Raw genomic sequence first — 15,849 nt, 5'->3', positions numbered from 1 at the left:
CGCCAGTCCTCCGGCTCCGGCCTCACCAGGCCGCAGCGAACCACCCCTTGAAAACCGTGATCAGTCGATCTTGGCGATGGGTGACAGCTTCACGAGCAGCTTGCGCTCCCCCACCGAGTCGAATACGACGTGGGCGATCCGCTTCGAGCCGACCCCGGTGACACCGGTCACACGCCCATCGCCGTACTCGTCGTGACGGATGCGGTCGCCCGGGCCGAGTTCGAGATCCCCGTTGTCGCGTGCACCGCCGCCGATCATGTTCGGGAATCCGCCGCCGGCGGCCTGGGTCTCCTTCGCGAGCCGCTTGCGCTCGCGCCACTTGTCGAGGGCCGACTGCATGTTGCCGCTCGCCGGTTCGCTGACGGCCGCGGCGCCACTGGAGCGACCGGACCCGGCGGCACCCGAGAACGACACCGACGAGTCGACCCCGCGGGAGCGCGATCCCGCGCCTCCGTAGCCGGAGCCGGACCCGGATCCGCGCGATGCGTTGAGTGCTCGCGAGGCCGTCCCTCCACGGCCGGTCACCTCGCCGGGCGACTGCCGCCAGTCGATGAGCCCCTCGGGGATCTCCTGCAGGAAGCGCGAGGGCATGGCGACCGAGACGTCTCCGAAGGTAGCCCGAGTCGAGGCGAGCGTGAGGTAGAGCCGCTCGCGCGCCCTGGTGATCCCCACGTACATGAGCCGGCGTTCCTCGCTGATGCCGCCGACCTCGTCGACGGACATCTGGTGCGGCAGCAGCCCCTCCTCGACGCCGGTGATGAACACGGCCTTGAACTCGAGGCCCTTGGCCGTGTGCATGGTCATGAGGGAGACGGTGCCGCTCGTGTCGTCGAGGTCGTCGGCGGCCGCGACGAGGCTGACCTCGGTGAGGAATGCGAGCAGGCCGGCCCCCGGCTGCTTCACGTCGAATTCGCGAGCCACGGCCAGCAGCTCCTCGAGGTTCTCAGCGCGCGCGTCGTCCTGCGGGTCGCGCTTCGCCCGCAGCTTCTCGACCATCTCGGTCTCGTCGAGGATCAGCTTGAGCACGTCGCCCACGGGGGCGGGCTTGGATTCCTCGCCGGGCACGTCGGTCGCGCCCCCGCCGATCGCCATGCGCGCCGCGCGCACCAGCAGCTCGCCGAGCTCGCGCACCGTGCCGCGCACCTTCGGACCGAGCGCACCCACCTCGTCGGCGCGCAGCATCGCGTCGTGGAGTGAGATGCCCTGCGCCTCCTGAAAGTTCGCGAGGTGCGCCTCGGCCATCGGCCCGACGCCGCGCTTGGGCGCACCGAGCATGCGCGACCACGCGATCGGGTCGTACGGGTTCGCGATGCTCGTGAGGTACGCCATCGCGTCCTTGATCTCGGCACGCTCGTAGAACTTGGTGCCGCCGAGCACGCGGTACGGGATAGCGGAGCGGATCAGCAGCTCCTCCAGCGCGCGCGTCTGCGAGTTGGTGCGGTAGAACACCGCGATATCGCCGTATGCGACACCGGCGCGGTGCAGATCCTCGATCTCCTCGGCCACGAAGCGCGCCTCGTCGTGCTGCGAGTACCCGGTGAAGCCGACGATCCTCTCGCCGTCGCCCTCGGTGGTGAAGAGGTTCTTCTCCTGCCGGTCGAAGTTGTTGCCGATGACGGCGTTGGCGGCGGAGAGGATGTTCTGCGTGGAGCGGTAGTTCTGCTCGAGCTTCACCACCTCGGCGCCGCGGAAGTCGCGCTCGAACTCGACGATGTTGCGGATGTCGGCGCCCCGGAACGCGTAGATCGACTGATCGGAGTCGCCGACCACGGTGAGGCTCGCGGCCGGGATGCGCCCGCTCTCGTCGAGCTCGCGTTCGCGCACCGGCGGCACGAGACGCTCGACCTGCTCGGGCTCCACCGGCCGGGTCAGCTCGCGGATGAGCGAGTACTGCGCGTGGTTGGTGTCCTGGTACTCGTCGACGAGCAGGTGCCGGAAGCGGCGCTGGTACACGGCCGCGACATCGGGATGCGCCCGGAAGAGGTGCACGGTCTGCCCGATGAGATCGTCGAAGTCGAAGGCGTTGGCCCGGCGCAGTTCCTGCTCGTACATCTTGAAGATCTCGACGAACAGCCGCTCGCGCGGGTCGCTCTCGTTCATGGTCGCCGCGTGCCCGTCGGCGTCCGTGAGCTCGTTCTTGAGGCGCGAGATCTTGGATCCCGCGTTCGCGGGGGTGAAGCCGTAGGTGTCGGCGTCGAGCTCCTTGATGATGCGCTTGAGCAGGGCGCGCGAATCGGCCGAGTCGTAGATGGTGAAGCCCGAGACGTATCCGAAGCGCTCGGCCTCCCGGCGCAGGATGCGCACGCAGGCCGAGTGGAAGGTCGACACCCACATGCCCTCGATGCTCGCGCCCAGCAGACTCGCGAGGCGCTCCCGCATCTCGGCCGCGGCCTTGTTGGTGAAGGTGATGGCGAGGATCTGGCTGGGCCAGGCCTCGCGGTTGCGGATCAGCTGCGCGATGCGGTGGGTCAGCACGCGCGTCTTGCCCGATCCCGCCCCCGCGACGATCAGCAGGGCGGGGCCGCGCGCGATCACCGCGCGCTCCTGCGCCGGATTCAGCCCGTCGAGCAGCGGATCGGGGCCGCCCAAGCCATCGCCAGCCGGGCCCGCGGTGAAGCCGCCGATCGGAGCTCCGGGCTCCAGAAGTTCAAAGTCGCTCATCGTCCCTCAAGTCTAGGCCTGGCCACTGACATTCTTCCCGGCAGCTCCTGCCCCTCTGCTCCGGCCTCACCTTCGCCTCCATTCCCGGTCCCTGCCCCGCCTCCGCTCCCGCTCCCGGTCCCCGTCTCCGCCTCCGCTCCCGGCCCCTGCTTCCCCCTCTGCCCCGGGCCCCACTTTCGCCTCCGCTCCCGCCCCTCACCCCCGCCGAACATATGGATTCTGCCGTGCATATGCCATCCGCCGGCGGATCGGCCATATCTTCTGCAGATTCCATATCTTCCGCGGGCACCGGATCCACCGCAGCCACGCAGCGTCAGCGGATCCCGGATCTTCTGCGCACCGGGCCGCCTGGCAGGATGGAAGGATGAACACCCAGCGCCCCACTGTGCTCGTCTTCGCGACGGGCGGCACCATCGGCATGCACGAGACCGACGGCGGTCTGGCGCCGGATCCCGACTTCCCCGAGGTGCTCGAGCGGATGGTCGGCGGCATCTGCGGCCCGCTCGGCATCGAGGCCCGCATCAACCACCTGCTGCCCGCCATCGACAGCGCCAACGCCGACGCCGAGACGGCCCCGCGCATCGCCCGGGCGATCAGCGCGCGCGTGCGCACGCACCGGCCGCGCGGCGTCGTGATCCTGCACGGCACCGACACCCTCGCCTACACCGCGGCCCGACTCGCCTTCGAGCTCGCCGGCATCGGCAGCCCCGTGATCGTCACCGGCAGCCAGCTGGCGCACGGGGCTCCGGGCAGCGACGCCGCCGACAATCTGAGCCTCGCCATCCGCGCCTCGGTCAGGGCGGCGCCGGGGGCGCCCGTCTCGATCGCGTTCGGCGGCGCGATCCTGCCCGCCGTGCGGGCGACGAAGCACGACGCCGTCTCGCTCGCCGCATTCCGCGCGGAGCGCTCGCTGACCTCCGGGTCCAGCGGCGTGCCCGCGCCCCCCGCGGCGCAGGACTCCCCCGCCGCCCCGGCCCGCGTGCTCTCCTTCCGCTTCACGCCCGCCGTCACCGCCGAGGATCTGCGTGCCGCCGTGGGCGGCCGCCCCGACGGGCTGGTGCTCGAGTGCTACGGCAGCGGCAACGCCCCCATGGCCCGGCCGGGCATGCTCGGCACGCTGCGCGAGCTCTGCGCGGTGCTGCCCGTGGTCGCGATCACGCAGTGCGCCACCGGCGGCGTCGACCTGGCCCGGTACGCGGTGGGGCAGGAGCTCGCGGCGGCCGGGGTGATCGACGGATCCGACCTCACGGTCGAGGCGGCCACCGCGAAGCTCGGCTTCCTGCTCGATCGCGGGCATCGGGGCGAGGATCTGCGCGTCGCCATGGAGCGCAACCTCGTGGGCGAGCGCGCCTGACCCGGTCGAGATCCCGATTTCTGCCGCTTCCCGGCCTGGCCAGCGACAAGAATCGGGATCTCGCGGGCGTGAAATCCCAGGGGCTGGATGCGGGCGCGGGATCCCAGGGGCTGGATGCGGGCGCGGGATCCTAGGGTCTGGATCAGGGCACGAGATCCAGGGTCTGGATGCGGGGGCGGGATCCAGCGCTGGATGCGAGCACCCCGCCGCCGTCACGCTGTCACGCCGCCGCGATGCGGCGGGCGAGCGCAGTGGCGCGGCGAAGCGCCTCCCCGTCGTCCGCCTCGACCCCTCCGGCGATCCACTCGCGCATGAGGTAGTGCACGATGCCGAGGGTGAGCGAGACGATCATCCGGGCCTCGGCGTCGAGTCCGGGATCCGATGCGCGAGACGGGTCGTCGCCGACGAGTCGGGCGCTCACCAGATCGACGATGGAGTTCTGGGCCTCCTCCATGCGGGCGAACTCCTTCATCGCGAGCGCCGGATTATCCTGCATGATGCGGTGCCGGCGGCGGAGCGTGTCCGGGCCTGCCCCGCCCAGCTCGGCCAGCCCCTCGGCGAGGGTGCCGGCGAGGTCCTCCAGCGGGGACCCGCCAAGGCCTCGCACGTAGGCGTCTCGGCGCTCCTGCCCGGGGAGCGGCGGATCGATCCCGAGGACGGCGCGCTCCTTGGAGCCCGCGTAGTTGAAGAAGGTGCGCGGAGAGATCATCGTGTACTCGCAGATCATCTCCACGGTCACGTTGTCGTACCCGTGCTCCATCACGAGCTCCAGCGCACCCCGCTCGATCGCCGCCTGGGTCGCGCGACGCTTGCGCTCGCGCAGCCCCCCGGCGCCCGTCTCGCTCATCGATCCATTGTCACTCATACCGCAGCGCATCGATGGGGTTCTGCTTGGCCGCGCGACGCGCGGGCAGGGTACCCGCCAGGAACGCGATCGCCATCACCACGAGGATCACCGTGACGATCGACGCCGGCTCGAAGAGCATGATCTGCAGGCCCGGGAGACCGGACAGCACCGAACCAGCCAGGGCGGAGCTGATCGCGGAGCCCGCGAGGATCGCGATCCCCGCGCCGATCGCGCTGCCGAGGAAACCGATGAACACCGCCTCGCTGCTGAACAGCGCGAACACCTTGCCGCTGCCCATCCCCATGGCCTTCATCAGGCCGATCTCGCGGGTGCGCTCCTGCACGCTCATCAGCAGCGTGTTGACGATGCCGAACCCGGCTGCGACCAGGGCGATCACGGCGAATGCGTTCAGCACGCCGATGATGCCGGCGATGACGGTCTGGAACTGGCCGATCTGATCCGCCGTGGTCTGTGCGAGGAAGCCCTCGTCTGCGAGATCCGCCTTGATCGCGGCGACCGCGTCGTCGTCGGCATCAGCGTCGAAGTGCGCAACGGCGGCGACGTATCCGACCGGACCCTCGACGACCCGCCCGGTCTCCTGGGCGGCGACGAGCTCATCGGTCAGGTGCGCGTTGATGCTCGCGCCGACGCTGAGCAGCGACGCGTTCTGCACCCCCGCCACCGTGGCGGGCACCTCGTGCTGCTCGCCCACGGCGTCCGTGACCCCGAGGACGACCTCGGCGCCGACGGCGTCCTCCGCGTCGGTGAAGCCGAGCGCCTCGAGGAAGCTGTCCGGAAGCAGGATCTCGCTCCGCGCATCGGAGGTCAGCGGCTCGCCGGCGGCCAGGTCCGGCACCGTCGCCGCCGACATCGGGTTCAGGGATATCTCGAAGCGGTCGCCGTCGACGGCCCCATCGGCCGCGACGGCGACGAAGTCGGCGCTCACGAACACCGTCGGGTCGACGCGCAGCACGCCGTCCACGGCCTCGATCGAGGCGATGTCGTCGGCGGTGAGCAGCTCTCCGAACCCGGGTCCAGCGCCCGGGAACCCGCCGCCCGCCGTCGCCTTGTCGGGGTCGTACGGCGTCGGCCCGTCGTCGGTCGCGAGCGCGTCCTCGTCGGGTGCGCTCGTGACGCTCAGCACACCCTCGGCGCCGATCGCGCCGAGCTGGCTGTCGATGTAGCTGGAGATGCCGGCGCCGATCGCGCTGGTGATGGTGAGGGTGAATGCGCCGATGAAGATCGCGATCACCGTCAGCGATGTGCGCAGTTTGCTGCGGAAGGTGTTCTGCACCGCGCTCCCGAGAACGTCTCCGAACTTCATGCGGGCACCTCCTCGTTGCGACCGCGCGTGTTCGCCGGCGGCGGCGCGTCGACTTCCAGCCCGTCGCGCAGATAGATCTGCCGGTCGCAGCGCGCTGCGAGCTCCGGATCGTGAGTGACGATCACGAGCGTGATCCCCTGTTCGCGGTTGAGGTCGAAGAGGATGTCCTCCACGACCTCGCCCGTGGCGGTGTCGAGGTTGCCCGTCGGCTCATCGGCGAAGATCACCTTCGGGTCGTTCACGAGGGCGCGGGCGATCACCACACGCTGCTTCTGTCCGCCCGAGAGCGCCGTCGCCTTGTTCTTCGCCTTGTCCTCGAGCTCCAGCGCCCGCAGGGCGGCCATGCCGCGCTCGGTGCGCTCGCGCACGCCGACGCCTGCGATCTTCAGCGGGAGCACGACGTTGTCGAGCACCGACGCGTTCGGGATCAGGAAGAACTGCTGGAACACGAAGCCGAAATCCTTGTTGCGCAGCCGGTTCACCTCGCGGCCGCGCAGTCCCGCGGCGTCCGTCCCGTCGACCAGCACGGCACCCCGATCCGGCTCGTCCAGCAGGGCGAGGATATGCATCAGCGTCGACTTCCCCGAGCCGCTCTTGCCGACGATGGCGACCGATTCTCCCGCGTGCACGGCGAGGGAGACCCCTTTCAGGGCGTCGAAACGGCTCGCGCCGTGCCCGTAGGACTTCTGGATATCAACGGCGTCGAGAACCGTGGTGGGCATGCGCGCTCCGCTCATTTTGCAGTCATGCAATTTAGCACTACTGCAAAATCTACGGCATCGTCACGGCCGCGACCTGGGTGCCGACTGTGACCCGGCGCCCCGCCATCCCGCGTGCGCGGAGTCCACGGCGTGCGATGCGGCAACCGCACGCAGGGCACCGAGCGTCGGCGGCTGCGCTCAGCGCGCCTCCCGGATCGCGACGCCCAGATCGGGGTGATCCACGAAGATCCCGTCAACTCCAGAGTCCAGCACCATGCCGAATTCGCTCTGCCAGTCCCCCCACTCGGCCCCGCGCAGCGAGGTCTGGAAGCGGATGTTGAGGTAGCGGTTCTCGGGGCGCAGCGTCCAGGTGAAGACCAGCAGTCCCCGCTCGTGGGCGCGCCGCACCAGCGTGGTGGGCCCGGTCGCCCGGCCCAGCGCGTTCACTCGCAGCAGATTGCCCTTGGCGACGCTGATGCCGTCGACCCGCGCAGCGAGCAGATCGAGCCCGGCATCGCTGCGGTACCAGGCGTAGCTGCGCGAGGGTCCTCCGCCCACCGGCTCGTCGGCCGGTGACCCGAAACGCTCGGCGAGGAACACGATCGCGGCCTGCGCCCCGGCCTCGCGCAGACGATCCAGCACTCCCAATTCGAAGCACTCGATCACCAGCCGATCCGGGCGCGCGTCCCACCCGGTGGCCGCGAGCTCCTCGAGCAGCAGTTCCCCGATGTCGTATCCGAGCCCTGCGTAGTAAGCCGCGTGTTTCACCTCGATCACCGCCTGCAGATCACGACCGAGGCGCGCGCTCTGCTCGTCGACGATGGACAGCACATCGCGCAGGCGCAGGATCGGCTCCCGACCGTCGTGCTCCCGGTTGTCGGGCCGCACCCGACCCAGACGCTCACGGCAGCGCAGCGTCGACAGCTCGGCCCAGGTAAAGTCCTCGGTGAACCAGCCCGTGTGGCGCTTGCCGTCGACCGTCTTCGTAGTGCGCCGATCCGCGAACTCCGGCCGCCTCGCGACGTCGGTGGTGCCCGAGATCTCGTTCTCGTGCCGCACCACCAGCACACCGTCGCTCGTCACGACGATGTCGGGTTCGACCGCGTCCGCACCCAGTTCGCAGGCCAGTCGATACGAGGACGCGCTGTGCTCGGGGCGGTACCCCGGAGCGCCCCGGTGACCGATGACGAGCGGCGCGGGCTGGTCTGGCATGGTCTCCACCCTAGCGAGTGGGTCCTGGCAGTCGACGGCCGCGCGTGTTCACCTGCCGCGAAGTCACAGCCACGGCATAGGGGCGAGCCGATAGGCTTTTGTCCAGACCCATACGCCAGGAAAGGATTCCGACGCATGAGCAATCCGGCACTCAGCAACAACCCGGCACTCAACGGCAAGACCCTCACCGCAGATGAGCTGCGCCGTATCTACGAACAGCCGGCGGCGCAGACCCAGCGCCCCGGAATCGACACCCCGGCGACGGAGGGCGGCTTCGGCGCGGAGCAGCCGCCGAGCATCGCACCGTCCGACAAGCCGATGACCTACGAGAACACCATCTCCAAGACGGTGATGCTGTTCCTCATCGTGCTCGCCACAGCGGCCGTGGGCTGGCAGCTGCCGCTGCTCGCGCTGCCCGCGGCCATCATCGGCCTCGTGCTCGGCCTCGTCAACGCCTTCAAGAAGGAGCCGAGCGTTCCGCTCATCGTGCTCTACGCCGTGTTCCAGGGCGTCTTCCTCGGCGGCATCTCGGGCATCTTCGAAGCCCAGTGGGCCGGCATCGTCTCGCAGGCGATCATCGGCACCCTGTCGGTGTTCGGCGTGACGCTGCTGCTGTTCCGCAGCGGCAAGGTGCGCACGAGCCCGCGCCTCACCAAGATCTTCATGGTGGCGATCATCGGTTACGCGGTGTTCTCGCTGATCAACTTCGTGATGGTGATGTTCGGCCTCACCGATAACCCCTGGGGCATGCGCTCGGGCTGGCTCGGCATCGCGATCGGCGTGCTCGCCGTGCTGCTCGCGGCCTACTCGCTCGTCATGGACTTCGAGCTCATCCAGAACGGCGTGAAGAACCGCGTGCCCGAGAAGTGGGCCTGGTCGGCGGCGTTCGGCCTCATGGTCACCCTGATCTGGCTGTACGTCGAAATCCTGCGCATCCTCGCGATCCTGCGCGGCGACTGAGCTTCGCGCGAAACGAAAGGAGGGGGTCCGGCATTGCCGGGCCCCCTCCTTCGTTTTCTCGTCAGGCTGCGCGCCACCCTGTCATTCTGCGCGCAGCCGCAGTATCCGCTCTGAACGCCGGCCCGCGGAGCGTTCCTACCCCTGATCCTTCAGGCGCACCAGACGCTCGTGGCCCGACTCCTCCAGTTCGACGACATCCGACCGGGATCGGAGGAAGTCGGAGAAGGAGCGGAACCCGAGAGCCTTCTCACTGAAGGAGGGATCCATGCGCCGCATCTGCTGCTTCACCGCGGAGCTGTAGAGCCAGCCCGAATCATCCTTGTCCTGGCTCAGCCAGAGCGCGCGGATCAGCAGGCCCGTCACTGCGATCTCGGGATCGTCGTCGGCGACGACGAGCTCTCCGTCTTCATCCACCTCGGTCAAGGACTGGGCCGCCGCCCGCTCGGCCTCTTCCTTCGGCGCGGACGCCGCGCTCCCCTTCCGCTGCCGCTTCGCGGGCTGCTCGCGCTCGACCGGCTCGATGCCGGGAAGCGCGTCGTAGGATGCGAACTCGTCGCAGGCGGCGGTGAGCGCCTTCGCGGTCGAACCGGCGACGCCGATCCCCACCACGTACCGCCCGAGGCGCTTGCAGCGCTGCGCCAGCGGCACGTAGTCGGAGTCGCCGGCGACGATCACCACGTGCGTGAGGTCGGCGAGCCGGAACATGTCCTCCACCGCGTCGACCGCGAGGCGGATGTCGGCGCCGTTCTTAGCGTAGGCCGCGGCTGGGAAGAGCTGCACGAGGTCGACCGCACGGGCGACCAGCTGCGAACGGTACTCGGAGTTGATGGGCGCCGACCAGTCGGCGTAGGCGCGGGTGAGCACGAGCGTGCCGAACGACGACGCGTAGTCGATGATCGCGCCGACATCCACGATGGCCGCGCGCAGCCGGGCAGCCGTCTCGGGGTCTCCGGGGTTCTCGGCGATCCGCTGCCGGTCGCGGGCAAAGGAGTTGCGCCCATGCACCCGGTCGTACCAGGAGAGCACGATGTTATCGAAGTCGAGGTAGACCGCCACGCGGCCGTTCTGAGTATCCGGCACACCCCCAGTCTGTCAGGTCTTCAGGCCACGTCGAAAGACGTACTTACGCAACGAGCCCGGCCAGCGCGGCATCGACGAGTAGTCTGAGCGATTATCCCCAGCTTGGGGGTCGTCACCAAGTTTTCCACAGTTGCGAGCCCGTGCACAAAAACGAAGCGCTCGGTTGCTCCTCACGCATCACAATTGCGACCATGGCCGTCGTTCCCCTACGTAGCCCCCTACACGTCAGCCATTTCCCATCTCCGCATCGACATTCGCTTCACGGAAAGGAGAGTGCAGATATGCTGCGCCGACGCATACGCCCCGACGAAGCATACGGAACACCGAGGCTTGCACCGACTCAGCATGCTTCTCGCCGTCCACGGCCACCGCGTGCCAGCCCGAACCGCATGGGCCCGACCCCGATGGGCGCGCCATCACCGGGACCATTCGAGTTCGCGGCGGCTCACCGTATCCTATGCACGGAATATAATGCGACACGGCTGGTAGCCGTAGGACTCGCCATGCCAACCGTTGTCTGGTGGTGGTTCCAAGGTGGATTCGAGCGCCTTCCGGTCGATGCAGACGTATCCGCCCTCGTGCTGACTGCGTACCTGATCCTTGCAGCAGCGTCGGTCTCGCTCACGCTGATCGACCTCGGCTCGTTCCGTCTGCCGAATCGGATCCTCCTGCCGGCTTACACCGCTTTCGCCGCGCTAACGGCGACCGCAGCAATCGCGGCAGCAGATCCTGAGCCTTTAGCCAGAGCCCTGATCGGCAGCCTCGCTCTCGCGCTGTTCTACAGCGTTCTCAGAGTCCTCTCGCGCGGTTCCCTGGGAAACGGGGATGTGAAGCTAGCGGGCCTGCTGGGCATGCCACTCGCATGGGGCGGGTGGGAGGAACTCGTTATCGGCGGCTGCTCAGGCATCTTCCTCGGCGGCTCGGCTGCGTTCATCCTGGTGACTGTCGGCGGACGGCACCGGGATATCGAGTTGCCCCTCGGCCCTTGGATGATCTTCGGCGCCTGGGTCGGCATCTTCACAGGGAGGGAAATCGGAAGCCGCCTTCTTCCCACCCTGACCTTATAGCCCCTGAACGGATCGTCGGCAGAGAAGCAACCTCATGACGAGACCCCTCCGGTACGGGACTTTGAATGTTCTCTGCCCCCTCGAAGCTCGTTCAGAGAGTACTCACTCCCACTCCGCCGCTGACGCGTCCGATTTCCACACGGTCCTTATTGCGAGCGGGAGCGTCTCCGTCATTCCCACTCGATGGTCCCCGGCGGCTTCGACGTCACGTCGAGCACGACACGGTTGACCTCGGGCACCTGGTTGGTGATGCGGTTCGAGATGCGTGCGAGCACCTCGTAGGGCACCCGCGTCCAGTCGGCGGTCATGGCGTCCTCCGACGAGACCGGACGCAGCACGATGGGGTGCCCGTAGGTGCGGCCGTCGCCCTGCACGCCCACCGAGCGCACATCGGCGAGCAGCACGACGGGGCACTGCCAGATCTCCTGGTCGAGGCCCGCGGCGGTGAGCTCCTCGCGGGCGATCGCGTCGGCCTCGCGCAGCACGTCGAGACGCTCGCGCGTCACCTCGCCGACGATGCGGATCCCGAGCCCGGGACCGGGGAACGGCTGGCGGCCCACGATGGCCTCGGGGATGCCGAGCTCGCGGCCGATCGCGCGCACCTCGTCCTTGAAGAGGGTGCGCAGCGGCTCGATGAGCTCGAAGTCGAGGTCGTCGGGCAGGCCGCCCACGTTGTGGTGCGACTTGATGTTCGCGGTGCCCGACCCGCCACCCGACTCGACGACGTCGGGGTACAGCGTGCCCTGCACGAGGAACCTGACCTGCTCGCCCTCGGCCTTCGCCTCGGCGACGAGGTCGCGCTGCACCTGCTCGAAGGCGCGGATGAACTCGCGGCCGATGATCTTGCGCTTCTCCTCGGGGTCGGTGACCCCCTCGAGGTGGCCGAGGAAGGTGTCGGCCGCGTGCACGGTGATGAGGTGCACACCCGTGGAGGCCACGTAGTCGCGCTCCACCTGCTCGCGCTCGCCCTTGCGCAGCAGGCCGTGGTCGACGAACACCGCCGTGAGCTGGTCGCCGATGGCCTTGTGCACGAGCGCGGTCGAGACCGCGGAATCGACCCCGCCCGAGAGCGCCGAGATGACGCGGGCGTTGCCCACCTGCGCGCGGATGCGCTCGACCTGCTCGGCGATGACGTTGCCCGCGTTCCAGTCGGGAGCGATGCCCGCGACGTGGTGCAGGAAGTTCTCGAGGATGCGCTGACCGTGATCCGAGTGCTTCACCTCGGGGTGCCACTGCACGCCGTAGAGCTTCTTCTCGAGCGAGCCGAAGGCGGCCACGGGAGTCACGGCGGTGCGCGCGAGCACGTCGAAGCCCGCGGGCGCCTGCTGCACGGCGTCGCCGTGGCTCATCCAGACGTTCTGCGTCTCGGGCTGGCCGCCGAGGATGGCACCGCCGTCACCGAGCACCTCGGCCTCGGTGGCGCCGTACTCGCGATCGCCGGTGTTGCCGACCTCGCCGCCGAGCGCGCGCGCCATCACCTGGAAGCCGTAGCAGATGCCGAGCACGGGGATGCCGAGCTGGAAGACGCTCTCGTCGAACTGCGGAGCGCCCTCTTCGTACACCGAGGACGGGCCGCCCGAGAGGACGATGCCGAGCGGCTGCTTCGCCTCGACCTCTGCCGCGGTGATCGTGTGCGGGACCAGCTCGGAGTACACTCCGGCCTCGCGCACACGACGGGCGATCAGCTGCGCGTACTGCGCGCCGAAGTCGACGACGAGAACGGGGCGATGCCCGGTATCAGTCTGTTCTGCCATTACGGGCCTTTCGGATCGGGAAGCTCAAGGAGCAATTCTATCGTCGCGCGCAGCACTCCGGGTTCTCCCCTGACCGCGATGCGCGATGCCTGGGTGCTACGCCTCGGCGGGGGCTGCAGCGGCCGGCGCGGCCTCGCGGGAGTCGAGGAACGACCGCACCTCGCGCACGATGCGCGCCTCGAGGAAGAACGACATGAACGGGATCACGCCGCCCAGAGCGATCAGCAGGAAACGCCCGAAGTGCCACCGCATCGGGCTCCAGAGCAGGAAGTCGGAGATCAGGTAGACGACGTAGAACCAACCGTGGGCGATGAGGATCGCCTTGAACAGGTCGAAGCCCTCAGCCTGGAACTCGCTCTCGAGCCCCTCGGGCGCGAGCGGGTAGAAGTGGGCGAAGCCGTCGGCGGTGAAGAGGAAGAGCTGCACGTTGAAGGCGTACTTCATCACCATCACGGCGCACAGCAGGAGCAGCATGACGCCGGTGATGACCGAGGTCACCTTGTAGAAGCTCAGCGCCTTTCGAATGCGCGGGTAATCAGATGGCTTCGGCTGCAGCTGCATGGCTTCCATTCTATTTGAGCCTTGCTGAACGCCCGGTCGATGCCGGGCGCTCAGCATCCCGTCATCCTGCGCGAGCGCAACGGAACTCCCGCCGGTTGAGCGGAGCGGAGCGGAGTCGAAACCACGGCCAGCGCCTCGATTTCGACTCCGCGCTCCGCTCAATCAGCGGCGGTTTCGGCCTGGAGCTTCTGGAGCTCGTGCTCCTTCTCCCACGCATCACGCGCAAGGCGGTACCCGGCAAGGCGGTCAGAGCAAAGCATCGCTTTGCCCGCCGACGGCGCTGCGGCCGCCCTCGGCCGCAGTCAGCTTCTGGAGCTCGTGCTCCTTCTCCCACGCGTCACGCGCAAGGCGATACCACAAGAAGATCGCGAAGCCCGCGAACACGATCCACTCGATCGCGTAGAAGACGTTGAGCCAGCTCACGCTCTCGGCGGGCTCGGGCGGCACCGAGTCGATGGCGTCGAGCCCCGCCCCTGCGAGCATCTCCGCTCCCCCGCCGGTCGGGTGCACCACCAGGTACCCGGAGTGCACGGGACCCTCGACCGGCTGCCAGGAGTTGACGAGCTGCGCGGGCACCATCGCGTGCATGACCTGCGGATCCTCGCCCGCCTTCGGGATGACGGGCCCCTCGGGCGGCATGAAGCGCCCCTCGAGGTCTCGCAGGTCCGCGAACGCGGGATCCGCCTCGAATCGCGCAGCGGCCGCTTCCGCCTGCTCGACGCTGGGCGCCCACCCGATCGCCACGGCCAGGCCGACACCGGTGTCCTCGCCGCCCGGCTCCGCAGCCACGGCGAGATGCCCGACCACCCAGGCGCCCATCTCCCCCGCGTTCTCGCGCGGGGTCACGATCCTCGTGTCACCGGGCACCAGCGCACCGCTGACGAGCACGACCATGCCGGCTGCGGCATCGGTCACGCCCGAGCCGGCCTCGTCGACCTCGGCGAGCAGGCGAGGGGTCTCCGTGTCGACCTCCTGCTGAGCGTCGGACCGGATCGCATTGTCCATCTGCCACTGTCCCAGCCACGCGAACACGGCTGCCACGAGCAGGGCGAGCAGCAGGGCGAGGATCCACCGGGGCCTGCGCATCACCTGGCCGAGCGTGGGCTCGCCCAGGTACTCCAGTCGCCGCGACGACTCGTGAGTGGTGACCGACAACGTCTTCGCGCTCCCCTCAGCGCTCGGCGTGCACGATGCCGATGCGCTGGAAGCCCTTGAGCTCCGAGTAGCCGGTCGTGGCCATCGCACGGCGCAGCGCGCCGATGAGGTTCGCGCTGCCGTCGGCGACGTGCGCCGGACCGTTCACGATCTCGGCGAGGGGTGCGACGGAGCCGACGGGCATGCGCTTGCCGCGCGGCAGATCCTCGTGGTGCGCTTCCTGACCCCAGTGCCATCCCCGGCCGGGGGCGTCCGACGCCTTGGCCAGCGCCGCACCCAGCATCACCGCGTCGGCGCCGCACGCCATCGCCTTGATGAGGTCGCCCGAGGTGCCGAGGCCGCCGTCGGCGATCACGTGCACGTAGCGTCCGCCCGACTCGTCGAGATAGTCGCTGCGCGCGCCCGCCACGTCGGCGATCGCGGTGGCCATAGGGGCGCGGATGCCGAGCGTGGCACGCGTCGTCGAGGACGCGCCGCCGCCGAAGCCCACGAGCACGCCGGCGGCCCCCGTGCGCATGAGGTGCAGCGCCGACTGGTAGGTCGCGGCGCCGCCCACGATCACGGGCACGTCGAGCTCGTAGATGAACTGCTTGAGGTTGAGCGGCTCCCGGCCCTCCTGCGCCACGTGCTCGGCGGAGACGGTGTTGCCGCGGATCACGAAGAGGTCGACGCCCGCGTTCACCACGGTCTCGGTGAACTCCGCGGTGCGGTGCGGTGAGAGCGCGCCGGCGACGGTCACGCCGGCCTCGCGGATCTCGCCGAGTCGGGCGCGGATCAGCTCGGGCTGGATCGGCGCGGAGTACAGCTCGCGCAGGCGCTTCACCGCGACGATGTCGTCGTCGATGCCGGCGAGCTCCTCGAGCAGCGGCACCGGGTCCTCATGCCGGGTCCACAGCCCCTCGAGGTTGAGCACGCCGAGGCCGCCCAGACGGCCGAGCGCGATCGCGGTCTCGGGCGACATCACCGAGTCCATGGGGGCGCCCAGCACCGGGATCTCGAACTGGAACGCGTCGATCGTCCACGCGGTCGAGACGAGCTCGGGGTCGCGCGTGCGCCTGGTCGGCACGATGCCGATCTCATCGAAGGTGTACACGCGCCTGGCGCGCTTGCCGCGGCCGATCTCGATCTCGTTGCTCACCCGACCAGTCTATCTGGCCACCGCCTGAGCGCTCC

13 protein-coding genes are annotated in these 15,849 nt (G+C 69.1%); 3 read left to right on the top strand and 10 right to left on the bottom strand.

Annotated features, from left to right (window positions below; translation table 11 throughout):
- Nucleotides 1-60: 60 nt before the first annotated feature.
- Nucleotides 61-2,661, bottom strand: coding sequence for an ATP-dependent helicase (locus AMS65_RS01780; protein WP_053382451.1), 2,601 nt, complete (start codon nucleotides 2,659-2,661; stop codon nucleotides 61-63).
- 364 nt (nucleotides 2,662-3,025) lie between these two features.
- On the opposite strand from AMS65_RS01780, the gene AMS65_RS01775 reads away from it, so the two are divergent.
- Nucleotides 3,026-4,015 carry an asparaginase domain-containing protein gene (locus tag AMS65_RS01775; protein WP_241489298.1) on the top strand — a complete coding sequence of 330 codons (990 nt, stop codon included), beginning with the start codon at nucleotides 3,026-3,028 and terminating at the stop codon, nucleotides 4,013-4,015.
- A 220-nt stretch (nucleotides 4,016-4,235) separates the two neighbouring features.
- Here AMS65_RS01775 and AMS65_RS01770 read toward each other — a convergent pair whose 3' ends face one another.
- The 4 genes from AMS65_RS01770 to AMS65_RS01755 form a co-directional block, all read right to left on the bottom strand.
- Nucleotides 4,236-4,862: a TetR/AcrR family transcriptional regulator gene (locus AMS65_RS01770; RefSeq protein WP_053382450.1), complete on the bottom strand. Its 627-nt coding sequence runs from the start codon at nucleotides 4,860-4,862 to the stop codon at nucleotides 4,236-4,238.
- 10 nt (nucleotides 4,863-4,872) lie between these two features.
- The gene (locus AMS65_RS01765; protein WP_053382449.1) at nucleotides 4,873-6,186 is read right to left on the bottom strand and encodes an ABC transporter permease; all 1,314 of its coding nucleotides are present in this window, start codon (nucleotides 6,184-6,186) and stop codon (nucleotides 4,873-4,875) included.
- Nucleotides 6,183-6,908 carry an ABC transporter ATP-binding protein gene (locus AMS65_RS01760; protein WP_053382448.1) on the bottom strand — a complete coding sequence of 242 codons (726 nt, stop codon included), beginning with the start codon at nucleotides 6,906-6,908 and terminating at the stop codon, nucleotides 6,183-6,185. The genes AMS65_RS01765 and AMS65_RS01760 overlap by 4 nt, the downstream gene beginning before the upstream one ends.
- A gap of 177 nt (nucleotides 6,909-7,085) precedes the next feature.
- Entirely contained in the window at nucleotides 7,086-8,099 is a 1,014-nt protein-coding gene (locus tag AMS65_RS01755) for a glycerophosphodiester phosphodiesterase family protein (RefSeq protein ID WP_053382447.1), read from the bottom strand.
- Between the two features lie 135 nt (nucleotides 8,100-8,234).
- Here AMS65_RS01755 and AMS65_RS01750 point away from each other — a divergent pair, with 135 nt between their 5' ends.
- Nucleotides 8,235-9,059: a Bax inhibitor-1/YccA family protein gene (locus tag AMS65_RS01750; RefSeq protein ID WP_053382446.1), complete on the top strand. Its 825-nt coding sequence runs from the start codon at nucleotides 8,235-8,237 to the stop codon at nucleotides 9,057-9,059.
- Nucleotides 9,060-9,194: 135 nt separating this feature from the next.
- Here AMS65_RS01750 and AMS65_RS01745 read toward each other — a convergent pair whose 3' ends face one another.
- Complete coding sequence (locus AMS65_RS01745) at nucleotides 9,195-10,139, bottom strand: NYN domain-containing protein (protein ID WP_053382445.1); 945 nt, start codon at nucleotides 10,137-10,139, stop codon at nucleotides 9,195-9,197.
- Between the two features lie 503 nt (nucleotides 10,140-10,642).
- Between AMS65_RS01745 and AMS65_RS19755 the strand changes: the two genes are divergently transcribed.
- Nucleotides 10,643-11,206 (top strand): prepilin peptidase, encoded by a 564-nt coding sequence (locus AMS65_RS19755; protein ID WP_053382444.1) that lies wholly within the window; start codon nucleotides 10,643-10,645, stop codon nucleotides 11,204-11,206.
- Nucleotides 11,207-11,376: 170 nt separating this feature from the next.
- On the opposite strand, the gene guaA is transcribed toward AMS65_RS19755, so the two are convergent.
- The 4 genes from guaA to AMS65_RS01720 form a co-directional block, all read right to left on the bottom strand.
- Nucleotides 11,377-12,960, bottom strand: coding sequence for a glutamine-hydrolyzing GMP synthase (guaA, locus tag AMS65_RS01735; RefSeq protein ID WP_053382443.1), 1,584 nt, complete (start codon nucleotides 12,958-12,960; stop codon nucleotides 11,377-11,379).
- A gap of 96 nt (nucleotides 12,961-13,056) precedes the next feature.
- Nucleotides 13,057-13,521 (bottom strand): DUF3817 domain-containing protein, encoded by a 465-nt coding sequence (locus AMS65_RS01730; protein WP_053382442.1) that lies wholly within the window; start codon nucleotides 13,519-13,521, stop codon nucleotides 13,057-13,059.
- A 246-nt stretch (nucleotides 13,522-13,767) separates the two neighbouring features.
- Nucleotides 13,768-14,676: an SURF1 family cytochrome oxidase biogenesis protein gene (locus tag AMS65_RS01725; protein WP_241489297.1), complete on the bottom strand. Its 909-nt coding sequence runs from the start codon at nucleotides 14,674-14,676 to the stop codon at nucleotides 13,768-13,770.
- Between the two features lie 16 nt (nucleotides 14,677-14,692).
- Nucleotides 14,693-15,814, bottom strand: a complete 1,122-nt coding sequence (locus AMS65_RS01720; protein ID WP_053382441.1) for a GuaB3 family IMP dehydrogenase-related protein — start codon at nucleotides 15,812-15,814, stop codon at nucleotides 14,693-14,695.
- Nucleotides 15,815-15,849: the final 35 nt, after the last annotated feature.

Source organism: Leucobacter celer subsp. astrifaciens (genome assembly GCF_001273835.1).
GTDB lineage: Bacteria > Actinomycetota > Actinomycetes > Actinomycetales > Microbacteriaceae > Leucobacter > Leucobacter celer.
Note: the sequence above shows the minus strand (reverse complement) of the source record. Positions and strands in the feature narration are given on the sequence as shown.

Bases quoted from the DNA above. Each gene is read 5' to 3' on its own strand.
- AMS65_RS01780 (WP_053382451.1), bottom strand. From the start codon at position 2,661: ATGAGCGACTTTGAACTTCTGGAGCCCGGAGCTCCGATCGGCGGCTTC.
- AMS65_RS01775 (WP_241489298.1), top strand. From the start codon at position 3,026: ATGAACACCCAGCGCCCCACTGTGCTCGTCTTCGCGACGGGCGGCACC.
- AMS65_RS01770 (WP_053382450.1), bottom strand. From the start codon at position 4,862: ATGAGCGAGACGGGCGCCGGGGGGCTGCGCGAGCGCAAGCGTCGCGCG.
- AMS65_RS01765 (WP_053382449.1), bottom strand. From the start codon at position 6,186: ATGAAGTTCGGAGACGTTCTCGGGAGCGCGGTGCAGAACACCTTCCGC.
- AMS65_RS01760 (WP_053382448.1), bottom strand. From the start codon at position 6,908: ATGCCCACCACGGTTCTCGACGCCGTTGATATCCAGAAGTCCTACGGG.
- AMS65_RS01755 (WP_053382447.1), bottom strand. From the start codon at position 8,099: ATGCCAGACCAGCCCGCGCCGCTCGTCATCGGTCACCGGGGCGCTCCG.
- AMS65_RS01750 (WP_053382446.1), top strand. From the start codon at position 8,235: ATGAGCAATCCGGCACTCAGCAACAACCCGGCACTCAACGGCAAGACC.
- AMS65_RS19755 (WP_053382444.1), top strand. From the start codon at position 10,643: ATGCCAACCGTTGTCTGGTGGTGGTTCCAAGGTGGATTCGAGCGCCTT.
- guaA (WP_053382443.1), bottom strand. From the start codon at position 12,960: ATGGCAGAACAGACTGATACCGGGCATCGCCCCGTTCTCGTCGTCGAC.
- AMS65_RS01730 (WP_053382442.1), bottom strand. From the start codon at position 13,521: ATGCAGCTGCAGCCGAAGCCATCTGATTACCCGCGCATTCGAAAGGCG.